This is a genomic window from Microbacterium enclense (assembly GCF_004022425.1).
In the GTDB taxonomy this organism is placed as follows: Bacteria; Actinomycetota; Actinomycetes; order Actinomycetales; family Microbacteriaceae; genus Microbacterium; species Microbacterium enclense_A.
Genome location: NZ_RBZY01000043.1, coordinates 1 through 15,709, shown reverse-complemented (window position 1 = coordinate 15,709; position 15,709 = coordinate 1). Strand labels below are relative to the sequence as shown.

The 15,709-nt window shown below is 70.2% G+C and carries 14 protein-coding genes; 3 read left to right on the top strand and 11 right to left on the bottom strand.

Features of this window, described 5'->3' with window-relative positions; genetic code table 11:
- Together D8Y23_RS12035 and D8Y23_RS12030 are read right to left on the bottom strand one after the other, a co-directional pair.
- Entirely contained in the window at nucleotides 1–1,287 is a 1,287-nt protein-coding gene (locus D8Y23_RS12035; RefSeq protein ID WP_128218368.1) for an extracellular solute-binding protein, read from the bottom strand.
- A gap of 38 nt (nucleotides 1,288–1,325) precedes the next feature.
- Nucleotides 1,326–2,351, bottom strand: a complete 1,026-nt coding sequence (locus tag D8Y23_RS12030) for a LacI family DNA-binding transcriptional regulator (protein ID WP_128218367.1) — start codon at nucleotides 2,349–2,351, stop codon at nucleotides 1,326–1,328.
- Nucleotides 2,352–2,566: 215 nt separating this feature from the next.
- On the opposite strand from D8Y23_RS12030, the gene D8Y23_RS12025 reads away from it, so the two are divergent.
- A complete protein-coding gene (locus D8Y23_RS12025) occupies nucleotides 2,567–3,994 on the top strand; it encodes a dihydrolipoyl dehydrogenase family protein (RefSeq protein WP_128218366.1) in 1,428 nt (475 codons plus the stop codon).
- 93 nt (nucleotides 3,995–4,087) lie between these two features.
- Nucleotides 4,088–4,603, top strand: coding sequence for a DUF1697 domain-containing protein (locus tag D8Y23_RS12020; RefSeq protein WP_128218365.1), 516 nt, complete (start codon nucleotides 4,088–4,090; stop codon nucleotides 4,601–4,603).
- Nucleotides 4,604–4,712: 109 nt separating this feature from the next.
- On the opposite strand, the gene purH is transcribed toward D8Y23_RS12020, so the two are convergent.
- The 4 genes from purH to D8Y23_RS12000 all read right to left on the bottom strand — a co-directional run bounded on the left by purH (nucleotide 4,713) and on the right by D8Y23_RS12000 (nucleotide 9,096).
- Entirely contained in the window at nucleotides 4,713–6,323 is a 1,611-nt protein-coding gene (purH, locus tag D8Y23_RS12015; protein WP_128218364.1) for a bifunctional phosphoribosylaminoimidazolecarboxamide formyltransferase/IMP cyclohydrolase, read from the bottom strand.
- Between the two features lie 63 nt (nucleotides 6,324–6,386).
- Nucleotides 6,387–6,986: a phosphoribosylglycinamide formyltransferase gene (gene purN / locus D8Y23_RS12010; protein WP_128218363.1), complete on the bottom strand. Its 600-nt coding sequence runs from the start codon at nucleotides 6,984–6,986 to the stop codon at nucleotides 6,387–6,389.
- A gap of 5 nt (nucleotides 6,987–6,991) precedes the next feature.
- Nucleotides 6,992–8,518, bottom strand: a complete 1,527-nt coding sequence (locus tag D8Y23_RS12005) for a cell division protein PerM (protein WP_205797135.1) — start codon at nucleotides 8,516–8,518, stop codon at nucleotides 6,992–6,994.
- A gap of 140 nt (nucleotides 8,519–8,658) precedes the next feature.
- Nucleotides 8,659–9,096 carry a nitroreductase family deazaflavin-dependent oxidoreductase gene (locus D8Y23_RS12000; RefSeq protein ID WP_128218362.1) on the bottom strand — a complete coding sequence of 146 codons (438 nt, stop codon included), beginning with the start codon at nucleotides 9,094–9,096 and terminating at the stop codon, nucleotides 8,659–8,661.
- Between the two features lie 64 nt (nucleotides 9,097–9,160).
- Here D8Y23_RS12000 and D8Y23_RS11995 point away from each other — a divergent pair, with 64 nt between their 5' ends.
- A complete protein-coding gene (locus D8Y23_RS11995) occupies nucleotides 9,161–10,612 on the top strand; it encodes an NCS2 family permease (protein WP_128218361.1) in 1,452 nt (483 codons plus the stop codon).
- Nucleotides 10,613–11,129: 517 nt separating this feature from the next.
- Here the strand turns inward: D8Y23_RS11995 and sucD are convergent.
- The 5 genes from sucD to D8Y23_RS16835 form a co-directional block, all read right to left on the bottom strand.
- Nucleotides 11,130–12,032, bottom strand: a complete 903-nt coding sequence (gene sucD, locus D8Y23_RS11990; protein ID WP_128218360.1) for a succinate--CoA ligase subunit alpha — start codon at nucleotides 12,030–12,032, stop codon at nucleotides 11,130–11,132.
- Between the two features lie 17 nt (nucleotides 12,033–12,049).
- The gene (gene sucC, locus D8Y23_RS11985) at nucleotides 12,050–13,213 is read right to left on the bottom strand and encodes an ADP-forming succinate--CoA ligase subunit beta (RefSeq protein ID WP_128218359.1); all 1,164 of its coding nucleotides are present in this window, start codon (nucleotides 13,211–13,213) and stop codon (nucleotides 12,050–12,052) included.
- 144 nt (nucleotides 13,214–13,357) lie between these two features.
- Nucleotides 13,358–13,837 carry a nucleoside deaminase gene (locus D8Y23_RS11980; protein ID WP_128218358.1) on the bottom strand — a complete coding sequence of 160 codons (480 nt, stop codon included), beginning with the start codon at nucleotides 13,835–13,837 and terminating at the stop codon, nucleotides 13,358–13,360.
- 159 nt (nucleotides 13,838–13,996) lie between these two features.
- Nucleotides 13,997–15,286 carry a PucR family transcriptional regulator gene (locus D8Y23_RS11975; protein ID WP_128218357.1) on the bottom strand — a complete coding sequence of 430 codons (1,290 nt, stop codon included), beginning with the start codon at nucleotides 15,284–15,286 and terminating at the stop codon, nucleotides 13,997–13,999.
- On the bottom strand, nucleotides 15,283–15,709 hold a 427-nt coding region (locus D8Y23_RS16835), incomplete at its 5' end, for a phytoene desaturase family protein (protein ID WP_428844479.1). The genes D8Y23_RS16835 and D8Y23_RS11975, both read right to left, overlap by 4 nt.

Here is a 15,709-nt window from a genome sequence, read left to right as displayed (position 1 = left end):
TCACTGCCCCGCCGCGAGCTGGTCGATCTGGGTCTTGGCGTCCGAGAGGAAGGTCTGCACGTCCTCCTCGCCGAAGATGACCGCCCGCGAGTAGCCGTCGCGGAACGCCTGCCAGATCTCGACCGAGCTCGTGACGTTCGGCACCTCGACGGTGCGGGCGGCCTGGTCGCCGAACTGCTCGTACGCCGGGTTGGCGGCGAAGTAGTCGGCGTACGTGGTGGTCAGGTCCGTGCGCAACGGCATCTGGCCCGTCTCTTCGAGCCACGTGCCGTCCTGCTCCTCGCTCGTGGCGAACTTCAGCACCTCCCACGCGGTGCCCTTGTTCTCGCACGCGGTGAACAGGCCGACGTTCTTCGCGTCGCTGAACGTCCACGTCTCGTCGGCGGCCGTGCCGTTCTCGGTGGGCACGGGCACGGCGCCCCAGTTGACCTTGTCCTGGTACACCGACACCGCCCAGGGCCCGACGATCGCCATCGCGGCCTGACCGTCGGCGAACGCGTCGCCCTGGTACTGCTCGTTGCCGGCGAGCTGTTCGGCGTAGATCTCGCGCCAGAAGTTCGCGACGGCCTCGCCGTCGGCATCGTCGAACGTCGCCTGACCGTCCTCGACGAGCTGCGTCCCGCCGGTCTGCGCGGCGTACAGCGGGTAGAAGTCGAACCACGACTGGAAGAACTCGCTCGTGGGCGCCGGGTTGATGGCGTACGGCGCCACGCCGGCGCTCTTCAGCTGCCGCGCCGCCGTGAGGAACTCGTCGTACGTCCAGAGCTGCGGATTCTCGGCGTCGAGCCCGGCCTGGGCGAAGAGGTCCTTGTTGTAGAAGATCATGACGGGGTTGCTCTTCCAGGGAAGCTGGTAGAAGCCGCCGTCGTCGGAGCGGTACTGATCGGCGAGGTCGCCGCTGCGGTCGGTGATGTACTGCTCACCGTCGGGGAAGTCCGACAGGTTCACGAGTCCGCCCTGGCGCTGGAACGCGGGCACGGCCGCGGGCGAGGTGTTGAACACCAGGCACGGGGCGTTGCCCGCGGTGATCGCCGCACCGATGACCTCTTCGCTCGAGGAGCCGGCGGGGATCTCCTGCGCGGTGATCTGCTCGTCGGGGTGGTCGGCGTTCCACGCCTCGACCATCTGCTCTCCCCAGGCGATCTCGGCGGCGTTGTTGGAGTACCAGATCGTGATGGGGCCCGTGGCATCCATTCCCGAGGCTCCTCCTCCGCCGCCTCCGCTGCACGCGGAGAGGGCGAGGATGCCGGTGGCGGCTACTGCTGTGGCGAGAATGCGTCGTCGCATGTCTTCCTCCTTGTGGGGCGGGCGGGGGCCCGCGGGTGTCAGCTTCGGATCGGCGGCGCGGTCGAGTCGCGCACTTGAAGGCCGGGGTCGGCGAGGACGAGAGCCTCGGGCTCGGCTCCCGCGATGGCCTGCAGGAGAGCGCGTGCCGCGGCCGCCCCCCAGCCCCGCGCGTCGGTGGAGACGCTCGTGAGGGCGGGGAACAGGTGCCGGCCGAGTTCGGTGTCGTCGAACCCGGTGATCGAGAGGTCGCGGGGCACCGACAGGCCGCGGCGCTGCGCCGTGCCGAGCCCCGCGACAGCCATGTTGTCGTTCGAGTACACGATCGCCGTCGGCGGGATCTCGGCGTCGAGCAGGGCCGTGGTGGCCCGCGCCCCGTCCGCGGCGCTGAAGTCCGTCTCGACGACACGGGCCCGGATGCCACGTGCCCGCGCCGCGCCCTCGAACGCGGCGGCGCGGTGGCGCCCGTGCAGCATCGCGAAGGGCCCCGCGACATGCGCGACGTCGGTGTGCCCGAGGTCGGCGAGGTGGTCGACCGCCAAGCGGATGCCGGCGCCGTCGTCGACCGAGACCGAGGTGAAGGGGCTGTCGACATCCGGGACGCCGAGGGTCACGGCGGCGATGCCCAGGCTCGCGACGAGGCCGATGCGCGGGTCATCGGCGCGGAGGTCGGAGAGGATCACGCCGTCGACCCGACGATCGGCCGTGAGGCCGCGGTAGGTCTCCTGCTCGTGGCGCCCGGGGGTTGCCGCGGCGAGAACGAGCACCTGGCCCGAGACGGAGAACTCGTCCTCCACGCCCGCGATGAACGACGGGAAGAAGGGGTCGGCGGCGATGACGTCGGGGCTGCGGCCGATCACGAGCCCGCACGCGAAGGCCCGTCCGACGCTGAGCGAGCGGGCCCGGAGGCTCGGGCTCCAGCCCATCTCGGCGGCGACGGACAGGATGCGGTCGCGCGTGTCGGGGGCGACCCCGGCGCGGCCGTTGAGCGCGAACGACACGAGGCCTTTGCTGACCCCGGCGCGCCGCGCGACGTCGGCGATCGTGGGTCGCGTCTCGTTCGTCATGCTTCACCTCGTCGTGGCATCCGGCGATCTAAACCGGTTCAGTGGGTCGAGACTAAACCGGTTCAGTGCGTCGCGTCAACCCTCGACGGGCGGTCCGTGGCCCCGGGGCGCCGTAGGTGGCCCCGGGGCCACCGCAGACACCGCTCCGTGCACCGGTGCCCAGGAAGGCGCGCAACCCCTCCCCCATGTCGTCGACCCTCGCTAGCGTGAGCAGCATGAGCGAACGCGAATTCGACCTGATCGTCATCGGCGCCGGCCCCGTGGGCGAGAACGTCGCCGACCGCGCCGTGCAGGCCGGTCTCACCGCTGCCATCGTCGAGTCCGAGCTGGTCGGCGGCGAATGCTCGTACTGGGCGTGCATGCCCTCCAAGGCGCTGCTGCGCAGCGGCGCCGCCCTGCGCGCCGCCCGCGATGTCGACGGCGCGAAGCAGGCCGTCACCGGCGACCTCGACGTCGCCGCCGTGCTCCGCCGTCGCGACTCGATGACGAGCAACTGGAACGATTCCGGACAGGTCGAGTGGCTCCAGGGCGCCGGTATCGAACTCGTCCGCGGCCACGGACGCCTCACCGGCGAGAAGACCGTCCAGGTCACCGCCGACGACGGTACGACGACCGACCTGGTCGCCCGCCACGCGGTCGCGGTGTGCACGGGTTCCGCCGCGCTGCTCCCCGGCATCCCGGGCCTGGCCGACATCGAGCCGTGGACGAGCCGCGAGGCGACCGCGGTGCAGAGCATTCCCGGATCGCTCGCGATCCTCGGCGGCGGCGTCGTCGGCGCCGAGATGGCGACCGCGTTCGCGAGCCTCGGCGCCGAGGTCACGATCATCGCGCGCTCGGGCCTGCTGGGCGGCACCGAGCCGTTCGCCGGCGAACTGGTCGCCGCCTCGCTGCGCGAGCGGGGCGTCACCGTGAAGACGGGAGTGGATGCCACGGCCGCGCGCCGCGACGACGACGGACGCCGCGTGCTCGAGCTGTCCGACGGCACGACGGTGACCGCCGACGAGGTGCTCGTGGCGACCGGCCGTGTTCCGCGCACCACCGACCTCGGTCTCGAGACCGTCGGCCTGGAGGAGGGTTCGTGGCTCGATGTCGATGACACGCTCCTCGTCCGCGGCTTCGACTGGCTGTACGCCGTCGGCGACGTCAACCACCGCGCGCTCCTCACGCACCAGGGCAAGTACCAGGCCCGCGCCGCAGGTGACGTGATCGCCGCACGCGCCCAGGGCGGCGAGGTCGACGACAGCCCGTGGGGCGCCCACGTCGCGACCGCCGACCACGACGCCGTTCCGCAGGTCACGTTCACCGACCCCGAGGTCTCCTCCGTCGGTCTCACCGCCAAGAAGGCCCAGGAGCGCGGCCTCAACGTCAAGGTGCTCGACTACGACCTGGCCCACGTCGCGGGGTCCAGCGAGCAGTCCGACGCGTACGTCGGCCAGGCCCGCGCGATCATCGACCTCGACCGCGGCGTGCTGGTCGGTGCGACGTTCGTCGGCCCCGACATCGCCGAGCTCCTGCACTCCGCGACGATCGCGATCGTCGGCGAGGTGCCGGTGAAGCGACTGTGGCACGCGGTCCCGTCGTACCCCACGGTCAGCGAGGTCTGGCTGCGCCTCCTCGAGACCCTGGGCCGCGACTCGGCGTGAGCCTCGCGATTCGCGTGAGTCGGCACTATTCGTCGCCTCCCGCCCGTCGCGGCGACAAATGCTGGCGACTCACGCGAGGAGAAGGGAAGCGGGATGCCGAGAACGATCGCGCTCATCCGCGGTGTCGGTGGTCCGACGGCCCTGAAGATGCCCGCGCTGCGCGAGGTGCTGGCATCCGCGGGTCTCGGCGAGGTCGTGACGCTGCAGGTGGCCGGGAACGTCGTGCTGGACGACGGTGGCCGCTCCCCCTACGAGGTCTCTGAGACGATTCGGGATGCCGTGCGCGCGGCGTTCGGCCATGACCTCCCGGTGCTCGTGCGCTCGCACGCAGAGCTGGCCGACGCCCACGCCCGCAACCCGTTCGCCGACGCCGCCGAGGGGCGGTGGGTGCAGACGGTGTTCCTCGATGCGGCTCCGGCTGTCGCGCTGGTGGTGCCCGATGGCATCCCGGAGGAGGCCGTGCTCGACGGCCGTGAAGTGTTCGTGCGCTATCCCGAGGGGATCGGCGGATCGAAGCTGCAGGCCGGCTGGTTCGAAAAGCACCTCGGTGTGACGGGCACCGCCCGCAACGCCAACACGATCGCGAAGCTCATCGGCCTGAGCGCCTGACGCTGCTGCTCCCCACCCAGACCGATAAACGCTGTTCCTCCCCAGAAACGCCGTGCCGCAGCGTGTCTCGGGAGGATCGGCGTTTATCGCGAGGGAACCGGTACCCGCGTCAGTGGAAGAAGTGGCGCTCGCCCGTGAAGAACATCGTGACGCTGGCGGCGCGCGCCGCGTCGACGACCTCGGCATCCCGCACCGAACCGCCGGGCTGGATGATCGCCGAGATCCCGGCGTCGATCAGCACCTGCGGACCGTCGGCGAAGGGGAAGAAGGCGTCGGATGCCGCGATCGAACCGGCCGCGCGATCACCCGCGCGCTCGACGGCGAGGCGGCACGAGTCGACGCGGTTGACCTGGCCCATCCCGATACCGACGGTGGCCGAGCCCTTGGCGAGCACGATCGCGTTCGACTTCACGGCGCGGCAGGCCTTCCACGCGAAGATGAGGTTCGTCATGTCGTCGTCCGAGGGACGCTCGCCCGAGACGAGCTCCCAGTCCTTCGCGACCGACTCGATGTCGGCGGGGAACCGGTCGGCGTCCTGGAGCAGCAGACCACCCGAGACGAGACGCACGTCCATGGGCTCCTGACGCCAGTCGGCGGGGAGCTGCAGCACGCGCAGGTTCTTCTTGAGCTTGAAGACCTCGAGGGCTTCGGGCTCGAACTCCGGGGCGATGATGACCTCGGTGAAGATGTCGCGGAGGTTCTCGGCCATCTTCAGCGTCACGGTGCGGTTGGCGGCGATGACGCCACCGAACGCCGAGACGGGGTCGCACTCGTGCGCGCGCAGGTGTGCCGAGGCGATCGGGTCGAGCGCGTTCGGCGCCGCGACGGCGATGCCGCACGGGTTGGCGTGCTTGATGATCGCGACGGCGGGCTTGACCATGTCGAACGCGGCGCGGAGGGCGGCGTCGGCGTCGACGTAGTTGTTGTACGACATCTCCTTGCCCTGCAGTTGCGTCGCCTGGGCGATGCCGTGGCCGCCGACGCGCGTGTAGATCGCGGCGCGCTGGTGCGAGTTCTCGCCGTACCGCAGCGTCGACAGGCGCTCGGCCTGGATGGTCAGGTGCGCCGGCAGGTCGATGTCGTCGCCGATCGTGCCCTCGGCGAACCACGTCGACACCGCCGTGTCGTAGGCGGCCGTGTGCGAGAAAGCGCGCGCGGCGAGTTCACGGCGCTGCACGAGCGAGGTGCCGCCGTCGCGCTGGATCGACTCGACGATCGCGGGGTACGACTCGGGCGAGACGACGATCGCGACGTTGGCGTGGTTCTTGGCCGACGCGCGCACCATGGCGGGGCCGCCGATGTCGATCTGCTCCACGACGTCATCGCCCTCGGCCCCGGATGCCACGGTCTCGACGAACGGGTAGAGGTTCACCACGACGAGCTCGAAGGGCAGGATGCCGAGTTCGTCGAGCTGCTCCTCGTGCGTTGCGAGCCGCAGGTCGGCGAGGAGGCCCGCGTGCACGTTCGGGTGGAGCGTCTTGACGCGCCCGTCGAGCGACTCGGGGAAGCCGGTGATGGCCGAGACGTCGGTGACGGCGAGCCCGGCGTCGCGCAGCAGAGTCGCGGAGCCGCCCGTCGAGACGATCTCGACACCGGCTCCGGCGAGGGCTTCGGCGAACGGCAGCAGGCCGGTCTTGTCGCTCACCGATACCAGCGCGCGGCGAATCGGGACGATGTCACGGGGACGGTAGTCGGCGGGGTCGTGGCGGGGTCCGGCCATGGCTGCGGCTCCTGTGTCTCGTGTCGGGGGTTCGGAATACGCGGGCGGGTGGTGCCGCGCGGATCAGGGGGTGCGGGATGCCGTGGCATCCAGGTCGAGGTCGCCCTCGGCGATGCGGCGGACGACGTCGATGAGCAGGCGCCGTTCGACTGGCTTGATGCGCTCGTGCAGCGCCGCTTCGTCGTCACCCGGGAGGACGGGGATGCGCTCCTGGGCGAGAATCGGGCCGGTGTCCACGCCCGAGTCGACGACGATGACGCTCGCCCCGGTCTGCTCGACGCCCGCGCGGAGGGCGTCGCGAACCCCGTGCGCGCCGGGGAACTCCGGCAGGTACGCGGGGTGCGTGTTGATGATCCGCGGCTCCCACTCGGCGACGAGGTCGGCGGGCAGCAGACGCATGAGGCCGCTGAGGACGACGAGGTCGGGCTGCCAGACGCGCAGCTGCGCACCGAGCTCGGCGCCCCACTCGGCCCGGCTCTCGAAGGCGTCGAACGGGACGAGGAACGTCGGGATGCCGAAGTGCTCCGCGTGGGCGAAGCCGTCGGCTTCGCGGTCGGCACCGACCGCGATCACGCGCGCCGGGAAGTCGGGGGCGGCAGCCGCCTCGAGCAGGGCGCGGAGGTTGGAGCCGGTGCCGGAGATGAGAACGGCGACCGTGAGCACGAGGGTCAGTCTACGGGGCGCGGGTCGCGGCCACCGGTCGCGTCGCTTGCGGGATCGTCCCGCCACTCGGCAGGCACAGGCTCGATGCGCGCCCAGGCGTCTCGGATGCGAGCCTGCACATCGTCGTCGGCGGCGACACGGTCGTCGGTGACACGGTCGGCGTCGGCATCGGCGTCGCGGTCGGCGTCGGTAGCGCGGTCGGCATGCTCGTCGAGCCACGGCGCGACAGCCGCCGCCGAGGGGACAGCGCCGGTCAGGAGTGCCCCGGACGGACGATCACGCAGGGCGGGCGCCGTCTCAAGACCCCTGTCGGAGTGAACCGACCGCGAGGGCAGCGCACGGCGCGGGCCGAGCAGCAGGATCGCGAGACCCACGAGAACTTCGAGGCCCAGCGCGAGGGCGAGGGGGCCCGGGTGGGGGCCGGTCTCTACGAGCCGACCCGGTCCGATCGAGCCGCTGGCGACGACCGCGATCAAGGCCCCGACGCCGCCGGTGAATGCCGCGACCACGACGGCGATCACCAGCCGGGGAGCGGTCGGCTCGTGGTCGCCGCGCTCGGGCATCTGAGATCGCAGGATCCACCCCGTCACTGCGCCCACCGCCACGGGCAGGAGGGCGAGAAGAAGCAGCCAGGTCGTCGTCGATTCCGGCACGATGCCCAGGATCGGGATGCCGGGAATGGCCCCGACCTGCGTCGCGGCGGGGGTGACGGCGGTGTCGGTGCCCAGCGCGAACCCGGGGCCGGCGACGAACGCCACGGCCCACAGTACGAGCGTCGGCAGGTAGACGAGCTGACCGAGGGCAAGAACGGTCGCCCCGATCGCGTCGACGTTGCTGGCCTGGAACAGCGTGATGATCTGGGCCCCCCGCGCGAGGAGACCGACCGCCACGACGACGCCTCCGACCGCGACCAGGCCCAGCGTGGTCAGCGCCAGGCCACGGAGCACGAGCGTGGGAACGGGCGCCCAGGCCGTCGGCATCCGCCCGAGCCACGCCCGGACGCGATCGACCGGACCTTCGTCGCCGACGCGCCAGGCGCCCACGACGGCACCGACGAGGGAAGGGACCGCGAAGATCAGCGTCGGGAAGAGAATCGCGTGCCACAGCTCGAACGACACCAGCGGAGCCGCCGACGTGAGGGCCACCAGGGCGGCAATCGCGGCGAAGACGAGCGAGCCCGAGAGCCATCCGGTGAGCGCCGCCCCGGACTCCGCGGCCCGGATCCCGGAACGCGCGGCGAACAGACCCGTGAAGGTCGCGAACGCGAGCGGTGCGAGCGAGAGGGTGAAGGTCGCGACCGAGGGGTCGACGCCGGTCGCCGCGAGATACGCGTCGGGCAGGGTCACCGTGATGGGGACGAGGTGCCCGAGGTGCCACACCGCCGCGGCCGAGGGCCAGAGCGCCGACCAATCGGCATCCCCCAGGGCGACCACCCACATCAGGGCGAGGGGCGCGAGGACCACCGCGATACCGACCGCGGCGGCCAGGAGCGCGTCGAGGGCGGCGAGGAGAGCGACAAGGAGACGATGCATGGGCAGACCGACCCTACCCGCGCTTCTCGGCCCGCCCCTTCAGGCGCGGCGGTGGGCCCGATCCGCACGCGCGTGAGGGGTCACTTCTTGTCGCTTCGAGGGGCGTCCAGGCGACAAAAAATGACCCCTCACGCGACCGGTTACGCGACCGGCTCCAGCACGAAGATCTCGATGCGGCGCTCGGTCTTCTTCTGGTACTCGTCGTAGTCGGGCCACACGGCCACGGCGCGGGCCCACCATTCGTCGCGCTCGGAGCCCTCGACCTGGCGTGCCTCGTACTCGCGCTTGACGTCGCCGTCCTGCAGTTCGACCCGCGGATTCTTCACGAGGTTGTAGAACCACGCCGGGTGCTCAGGGGCACCACCCTTGGATGCCACGACGAGATACCGACCGTCGTGCTCGACACGCATGAGGGCGGTCTTGCGCAGACCCCCCGTTTTTGCTCCGACAGTGGTGAGGACGATGATGGGAACTCCCCGCAGTTCCGCGGCCTCCTGACCCCCGCTGGCCTCGAAGGTCTCGGCCTGCGAACGGGCCCATTCGCTGGTGCTGGGTAGGTACTCTCCTGAGAGTGGCATGTCTCCCACGATAGGCCCGCTCCCCCTCCCCCGGCATCGCCACCCTTCCCTTTCTGGAGCCCCCATGAGCACGCCCGCTCCCGAGACCACCACCGCCCGCGCCCCAAAGAACGCGCTCGACCGCTTCTTCGAGATCACCGCTCGCGGTTCCTCCGTCAGCGCCGAAGTGCGCGGCGGCGTGGTCACGTTCGTGACGATGGCCTACATCGTCATCCTGAATCCGATCATCCTGTCGGGCACCCCCGACGTCGCGGGCAACGAGCTCGGGTTCCCGCAGGTCGCTGCCGTGACCGCGCTGACCGCCGGCGTCATGACGATGCTGTTCGGTGTCGTCACCCGCCTGCCGTTCGCATTTGCCGCCGGCCTGGGCATCAACTCGTTCCTCGCCGTCGGTATCGTCGGTGGCGTCACGTGGCCGGAAGCGATGGGCCTCGTCGTCATCAACGGCCTGATCATCGTGCTGCTGGCGGTCACGGGCCTTCGCCGCATGATCTTCGAGGCCGTGCCGCTCGCGCTCAAGACCGCGATCACGGTGGGCATCGGTCTGTTCATCGCCTTCATCGGCTTCGTCGACAGCGGCCTGGTGACCGCCACGGGCCTGTCGTCGCCGCCGGTGGGCCTCGGCGTCCAAGGCTCGATCGCGACGATCCCCACCGCCCTGTTCGTGCTCACGCTCCTCATCACCGCCGTGCTGATGGTGCGGAAGGTCAAGGCCGCGCTTCTCATCGGCCTGCTCAGCGGCACCGTGATCGCGGTGATCGTCGAGGCGGTGGCGCAGCTCGGCGCCCGCTCGGACGACAACCCGGGCGGCTGGGGCCTCAGCGTTCCGACCCTGCCTGCTCAGTGGGTGGGCCTTCCCGACCTGTCGCTCGTGGGCCAGGTCGACCTGGTGGGGTCGTTCGGCCGCATCGGTGTCCTCGCCGCCCTCATGCTCGTCTTCACGCTCGTGTTCACGAACTTCTTCGATGCCATGGGCACCATGACCGGCCTGTCCCGCGAAGCGGGCCTCGCCGCCCCGGACGGCACTTTCCCGCGCCTGCGCTCCGCCCTGGTGATCGAGGGCATCGGCGCCGTGGCCGGCGGTGCGACCTCGTCGTCGTCGAACACCGTGTTCATCGAGTCGGGCTCGGGCATCGGCGAGGGGGCACGCACCGGCCTCGCGAACGTCGTGACCGGCGCGCTGTTCCTCCTCGCGATGTTCTTCACGCCCTTGACGAGCATCGTCCCCACCGAGATCGCCGCTGCCGCGCTGGTGATCGTCGGCGCGCTCATGATGGGGCAGATCCGCCACGTCGACCTCAGCGACCTGTCGGTCCTCGTCCCGGTGTTCCTGACCGTGACGGTGATGCCCCTGACCTACTCGATCGCCAACGGCATCGGCGCGGGCTTCGTCAGCTGGGTCGTCATCCAGGCCCTGTCGGGTCGCGCGCGTCGCGTGAGCCCACTGCTGTGGGTCGTCGCCGCCGGCTTCGTCGTCTTCTTCGCGCGCGGTCCTGTCGAGGCGCTGCTCGGCTGACGCTCGCGCCTGCTCTCGGGGCCTGGATGCCACGGCATCCGGGCCCCTTCCCGTTGAGGCAGCGCCGTGCCCTCGAGTCGAGCGTCCGAGACACGCCGCGTGCGCCCGACCCGACACGGCGTGTCCTGGACACTCGACGCCGGCACCGCCCCACGCGCCGCCGGAACAGACTCAGTGTCCAGAACACGCCGACGCATCGCGGCGCCATCCGCGGGTCTTGGACACCGAACCGAGAAGCGGAACGCCGCGCCACCCCACGCCGTCCACCCCGGGGCCGCCCCCACCGAGTGTCCAAGACACGCCGCATGCGCCCGACCCGACACGGCGTGTCCTGGACACTCGACGCTGGCACCACCCCACGCGCCGCCGGAACAGACTCAGTGTCCAGAACACGCCGATGCATCGCGGCGGCATCCGCGTGTCTCGGACACCGAACCGAGAAGCGGAACGCCGCGCCACCCCACACGAACGCGAAGGGCCCGGATGCCAGTGGCATCCGGGCCCGTGAGGCGAAACGTCAGAGCGCTTCGATGATCTCGCGCATCAGGGCGGCGGTCTCGGACGGCGTCTTGCCGACCTTCACGCCGGCGGCCTCGAGGGCCTCCTTCTTCGCCTGGGCGGTACCGGCGGAGCCGGAGACGATGGCGCCGGCGTGGCCCATGGTCTTGCCCTCGGGGGCGGTGAAGCCCGCGACGTAGCCGACGACCGGCTTGGTGACGTTCTCGGCGATGAACGCGGCCGCGCGCTCTTCGGCGTCGCCACCGATCTCGCCGATCATGACGATCGCCTTGGTCTCGGGGTCGGCCTCGAACGCCGCAAGCGCGTCGATGTGCGTGGTGCCGATGACCGGGTCGCCGCCGATGCCGATGGCGGTCGAGAAGCCGAGGTCGCGCAGCTCGAACATCATCTGGTAGGTCAGGGTGCCGGACTTCGACACGAGACCGATGGGGCCCTTGCCGGTGATGTTCGCGGGCGTGATGCCGACGAGCGCCTCACCGGGGGTGATGATGCCGGGGCAGTTCGGGCCGATGATGCGGGTCTTCTCGCCCTTCGACTTCGCGTACGCCCAGGCCTCGGCGGTGTCGCCGACGGGCACGCCCTCGGTGATCACGACGAGCAGCGGAATCTCGGCGTCGATGGCCTCGACCATCGCGTCCTTCGTGAAGGCCGGGGGCACGAACGCGATCGACACGTCGGCGCCGGTCTCGCGGATGGCCTCCTCGACCGAGGCGAAGACGGGGAGCTCGATGTCGTTGCCGTCGGCATCCTTGTGCGTGACGGTCGTGCCGGCCTTACGGGCGTTCACGCCACCGACGACCTGGGTGCCGGCCTTGAGCATCAGGGCGGTGTGCTTGGTGCCCTCGCCGCCGGTGATGCCCTGGACGATGACCTTGGAGTCCTTGTTGAGGTAGATCGACATGTTTCTGTCCCTATCCCTTACGCGTTGGCCAGTTCGGCGGCCTTGTCGGCGCCCTCGTCCATACCGGCGGCGAGGGTGACGAGCGGGTGGTTGGCGGCGGCGAGGATCTGGCGGCCCTCTTCGACCTGGTTGCCGTCGAGACGGACCACGAGCGGCTTGGTGGCGGCATCGCCGAGGATCTCGAGCGCCTTCACGATGCCCTCCGCGACGGCGACGCACGAGGTGATGCCACCGAAGACGTTGACGAACACGCTTTTGACCTGCGCGTCGCCGAGGATGACGTCGAGGCCGGCAGCCATGACCGTGGCCGAGGCGCCACCGCCGATGTCGAGGAAGTTGGCGGGCTTCACGCCGCCGTGGCTCTCACCGGCGTACGCGACGACGTCGAGGGTCGACATGACCAGACCCGCGCCGTTGCCGATGATGCCGACCTGACCGTCGAGCTTGACGTAGTTGAGGTCGTGCTGCTTCGCCTTGGCCTCGAGGGGGTCGGCGGCATCCTTGTCTTCGAGCTCTTCGTGCTCGGGGTGGCGGAAGCCGGCGTTCTCGTCAAGCGAGACCTTGCCGTCGAGGGCGATGATGTCGCCGTCCTCGGACTGGATCAGGGGGTTCACCTCGACGAGCGTGGCGTCCTCGCCCTTGTAGACGTTGAAGAGCTTGACGAAGACGTCGGCGACCTTGGGGGCCAGCTCGTCGTCGAACTTCGCGGCCTTGGCGATCTCGAGCGCCTTCTCGGGCGAGATGCCCTCGAGCGGATCGACCTCGATGCGCGCGAGCGCCTCGGGGCGCTCGACGGCGAGCTCTTCGATCTCCATGCCGCCCTCGACGCTGGACAGCGACAGGTAGGAGCGGTTGGCGCGGTCGAGCAGCACCGAGAAGTAGAACTCCTTGGCGATGCGGGCACCCGCGGCGACCATGACGCGCTTGACGACGTGGCCCTTGATGTCGAGGCCGAGGATGGCCTGCGCCGCCTCGAAGGCCTCGTCGGGGTTCTTGGCGACCTTCACGCCGCCGGCTTTGCCGCGGCCTCCGGTCTTGACCTGAGCCTTGACGACGACGACACCGCCGAGCTTCTCCGCGGCCGCCTTCGCCTCCTCAGGGGTGTCGGCGATGATGCCGGCGAGCACCGGCACCTCGTACTTTTCGAACAGGTCTCGTGCCTGGTACTCGTAGAGATCCACGGATGATCCTTCGCTGGGCGATCGGTGGTGGGAGGAGGCGGGAGATCTCTCGATATCAAGAGATCTCACCAGTCGTCCACCCTACTAGACGGGGCTGAACGAGCCGGACGCTTGCACCTTCGAACGGAGGAGGTTCCGAACGATTCACCAGAACCCCCGGTGCGGCTCGGCCGCCTCGTCCTCGAGGTGCGGGCCCGAAACGGCGACCACCGGTACACCGTGCGCGAACACCTCGCGCGACGGCAGGTCGAGTTCGCGGCCGCCGTCCTCCGACTCGGCGAGCGCGATGAGTCCCCGGCCCGACAGGGCGTAGACCATGCGCCCGATGCCCGCCCAGAACATGGCCCCCGCGCACATCGCGCAGGGTTCGCACGACGTATAGAGCGTGGATGCCGCCAGCTCGGTGGCATCCACTTCTCTCCAGGCCAGACGCACGAGGTTCGTCTCGGCGTGCGCGGTCACGTCGCGATCGGTGAGCACCGTGTTCTCGGCCTCGAGCACGCGACCGTCGGCGGTGACGAGGACCGCGCCGAAAGGGTGGTTGCCGTGGTTGCGCGCAAGGGTCGAGAGCTCGATCGCGCGGCGGAGGTGGACGAGGTCGGTCGGGGCGAGGTCGTCGGCCATGTGTCGATGATTCCACCCGCGCCGCACTCGACGGTGGTCGCAAACGGCATTCGACATCCGTGTCCGGTCCGAGGTCGTCACCGACCGCGATCGGCGCGATCGGCTGAGCCGGGCGCGGCGGATCGTGGTGGTGCAGGACGCCGGGGCGACCCTTTGGAGCTACGAAGGGAGTACGTCACCACCGTCGAGGATGAGGTCGTCGTAGATCCGCAACGCGAGCGCCACCTGCAGCGGGTCGACGCCCCGCGCTCCCAGTGTGGCCTCGAACTTGTCGACGCGCTGACGCACGGTGTTGCGGTGGACACCGAGACGCTCCGCCGCGCGGACGGCGTTCTTGTCCGTGGCGTAGTACGCCGCGACGGTCTCGCGCATGACGCGCGCGTGCTCACCGGCGGCGGCGTAGTCGCCCAGGACCTCGCGCACCCACGTCGCCGTCGTGGTGGAATCCTTCGTCAGCAGCTGCACCAGCGCAACCTGCGGATCGGAGTACGACACCACCGTACGATCGCGGTAACGCGGAGACGACAGAGCAACGAGCCGCGCGATGGCGGCTTGTTCGTGCGAGCGGCGGAAGCCGCCGACGTCGCGGCCCGGCTCTCCGAGTGTGACGCGCACCCCGGGCACCGCCATCACCAGCTCTTCGACCCGTGCCAGCGCGTCCGACTCGAGCCGAGCACCGCCGAACCACGCCCAGGCCGTCGACCGATCGACCACGGTGATGAGGGGCGGCGCGGGAGAGTGCACCGCCGTAGCCAACCGACGCAGAAGGAGATCCAGCTCGTGCTGGCGGGCGGGATCATCGGCGTCCAGATCCGACCACGCCATGACCCCCAGATGAGTCTGCGTGAGGGTGTACCCGGTCTCCGAGGCAAACCCGCGGAGCGGAAGCGAGTCACCACGCAACACCTTCAGGATGATGCTCGCGTTGAGAGCCGCCCGGGTGCTCCACCAGCGCCGACGTTCCTGCTCGTGCACGCCCGTCACGAGCTGCAGGATCCAGTCGATGTAGCGGTGGACGACATCGGCGATGTCGCGGACGACGTCGATCTTGACGCGGTCCCTGACACCCAGGCGTTCGGCCTCGTCCATACCGATCCGCAGGAACATGCTCTGCCCCAGATAGTAGGCGCGCGTCAGCGCTGACAGGGGCACGTCGCGCTGCGCCAGACGCGCCGCATATTCGACAGCGGCGGTCGTCGGCTGCAGGCTCTCGAGATCGATGGCGTTCGCGAGGATGTGGCAGATCGTCGTCACGTTGCCTTCGATGCTCGCCTGCAGCATCTCCACCAGTTGCGGGTCGCCGCCGAGGTCATCGATGCGGGATGCCAGGAGGTCGCGCATCTCGCGGACGATCTCGGGCATTCGCATGTCGATCTGGCGCGCGACGAGCGCGAGCAGTTCGGCGACGTCGGCGGAGTGCTCCTCCGCCGGATCGGGTCCGCTGGTCACGCTGCGCGCGCCCCCGCCACGGGCCGCGGAGCGGACGGCACGATCCCTCGCAGCGCGCGCCGGGCGGCATTCACACCGCACAGGCCGTGGATCCCGGGCCCGGGAGGCGTCGCTGCGGAACAGAGGTAGTAGCCCGGCACCCCCGTATCGTACGGCTGAGTCGAGATCCTCGGGCCCAGCGTGAACTGCAGCGGCGTCTTGGCCCCGGTGAGGATGTCGCCGCCGACGAAGTTCGGGTTGCGACGGCTCCACTCCGTCGCGGTGATCACACGCATCGCCACGATCCGATCACGGAACCCCGGGGCGAACCGCTCGATCTGCGACACCAGGGCTTCCGTGGCATCCCCGCTGTATCCGGCGGGCACGTGGGCGTAGGCGTACAGCGGATGCACATCACCCACCGAGCGCTGCGGATCGGCGAGG

Coding starts and splice junctions, on each gene's coding strand:
- D8Y23_RS12020 (WP_128218365.1), top strand. CDS start 4,088: ATGCCGAGAACGATCGCGCTCATCCGCGGTGTCGGTGGTCCGACGGCC.
- D8Y23_RS12035 (WP_128218368.1), bottom strand. CDS start 1,287: ATGCGACGACGCATTCTCGCCACAGCAGTAGCCGCCACCGGCATCCTC.
- D8Y23_RS11995 (WP_128218361.1), top strand. CDS start 9,161: ATGAGCACGCCCGCTCCCGAGACCACCACCGCCCGCGCCCCAAAGAAC.
- D8Y23_RS12025 (WP_128218366.1), top strand. CDS start 2,567: ATGAGCGAACGCGAATTCGACCTGATCGTCATCGGCGCCGGCCCCGTG.
- D8Y23_RS11980 (WP_128218358.1), bottom strand. CDS start 13,837: ATGGCCGACGACCTCGCCCCGACCGACCTCGTCCACCTCCGCCGCGCG.
- D8Y23_RS12000 (WP_128218362.1), bottom strand. CDS start 9,096: ATGCCACTCTCAGGAGAGTACCTACCCAGCACCAGCGAATGGGCCCGT.
- D8Y23_RS12030 (WP_128218367.1), bottom strand. CDS start 2,351: ATGACGAACGAGACGCGACCCACGATCGCCGACGTCGCGCGGCGCGCC.
- purH (WP_128218364.1), bottom strand. CDS start 6,323: ATGGCCGGACCCCGCCACGACCCCGCCGACTACCGTCCCCGTGACATC.
- sucD (WP_128218360.1), bottom strand. CDS start 12,032: ATGTCGATCTACCTCAACAAGGACTCCAAGGTCATCGTCCAGGGCATC.
- D8Y23_RS12005 (WP_205797135.1), bottom strand. CDS start 8,518: ATGCATCGTCTCCTTGTCGCTCTCCTCGCCGCCCTCGACGCGCTCCTG.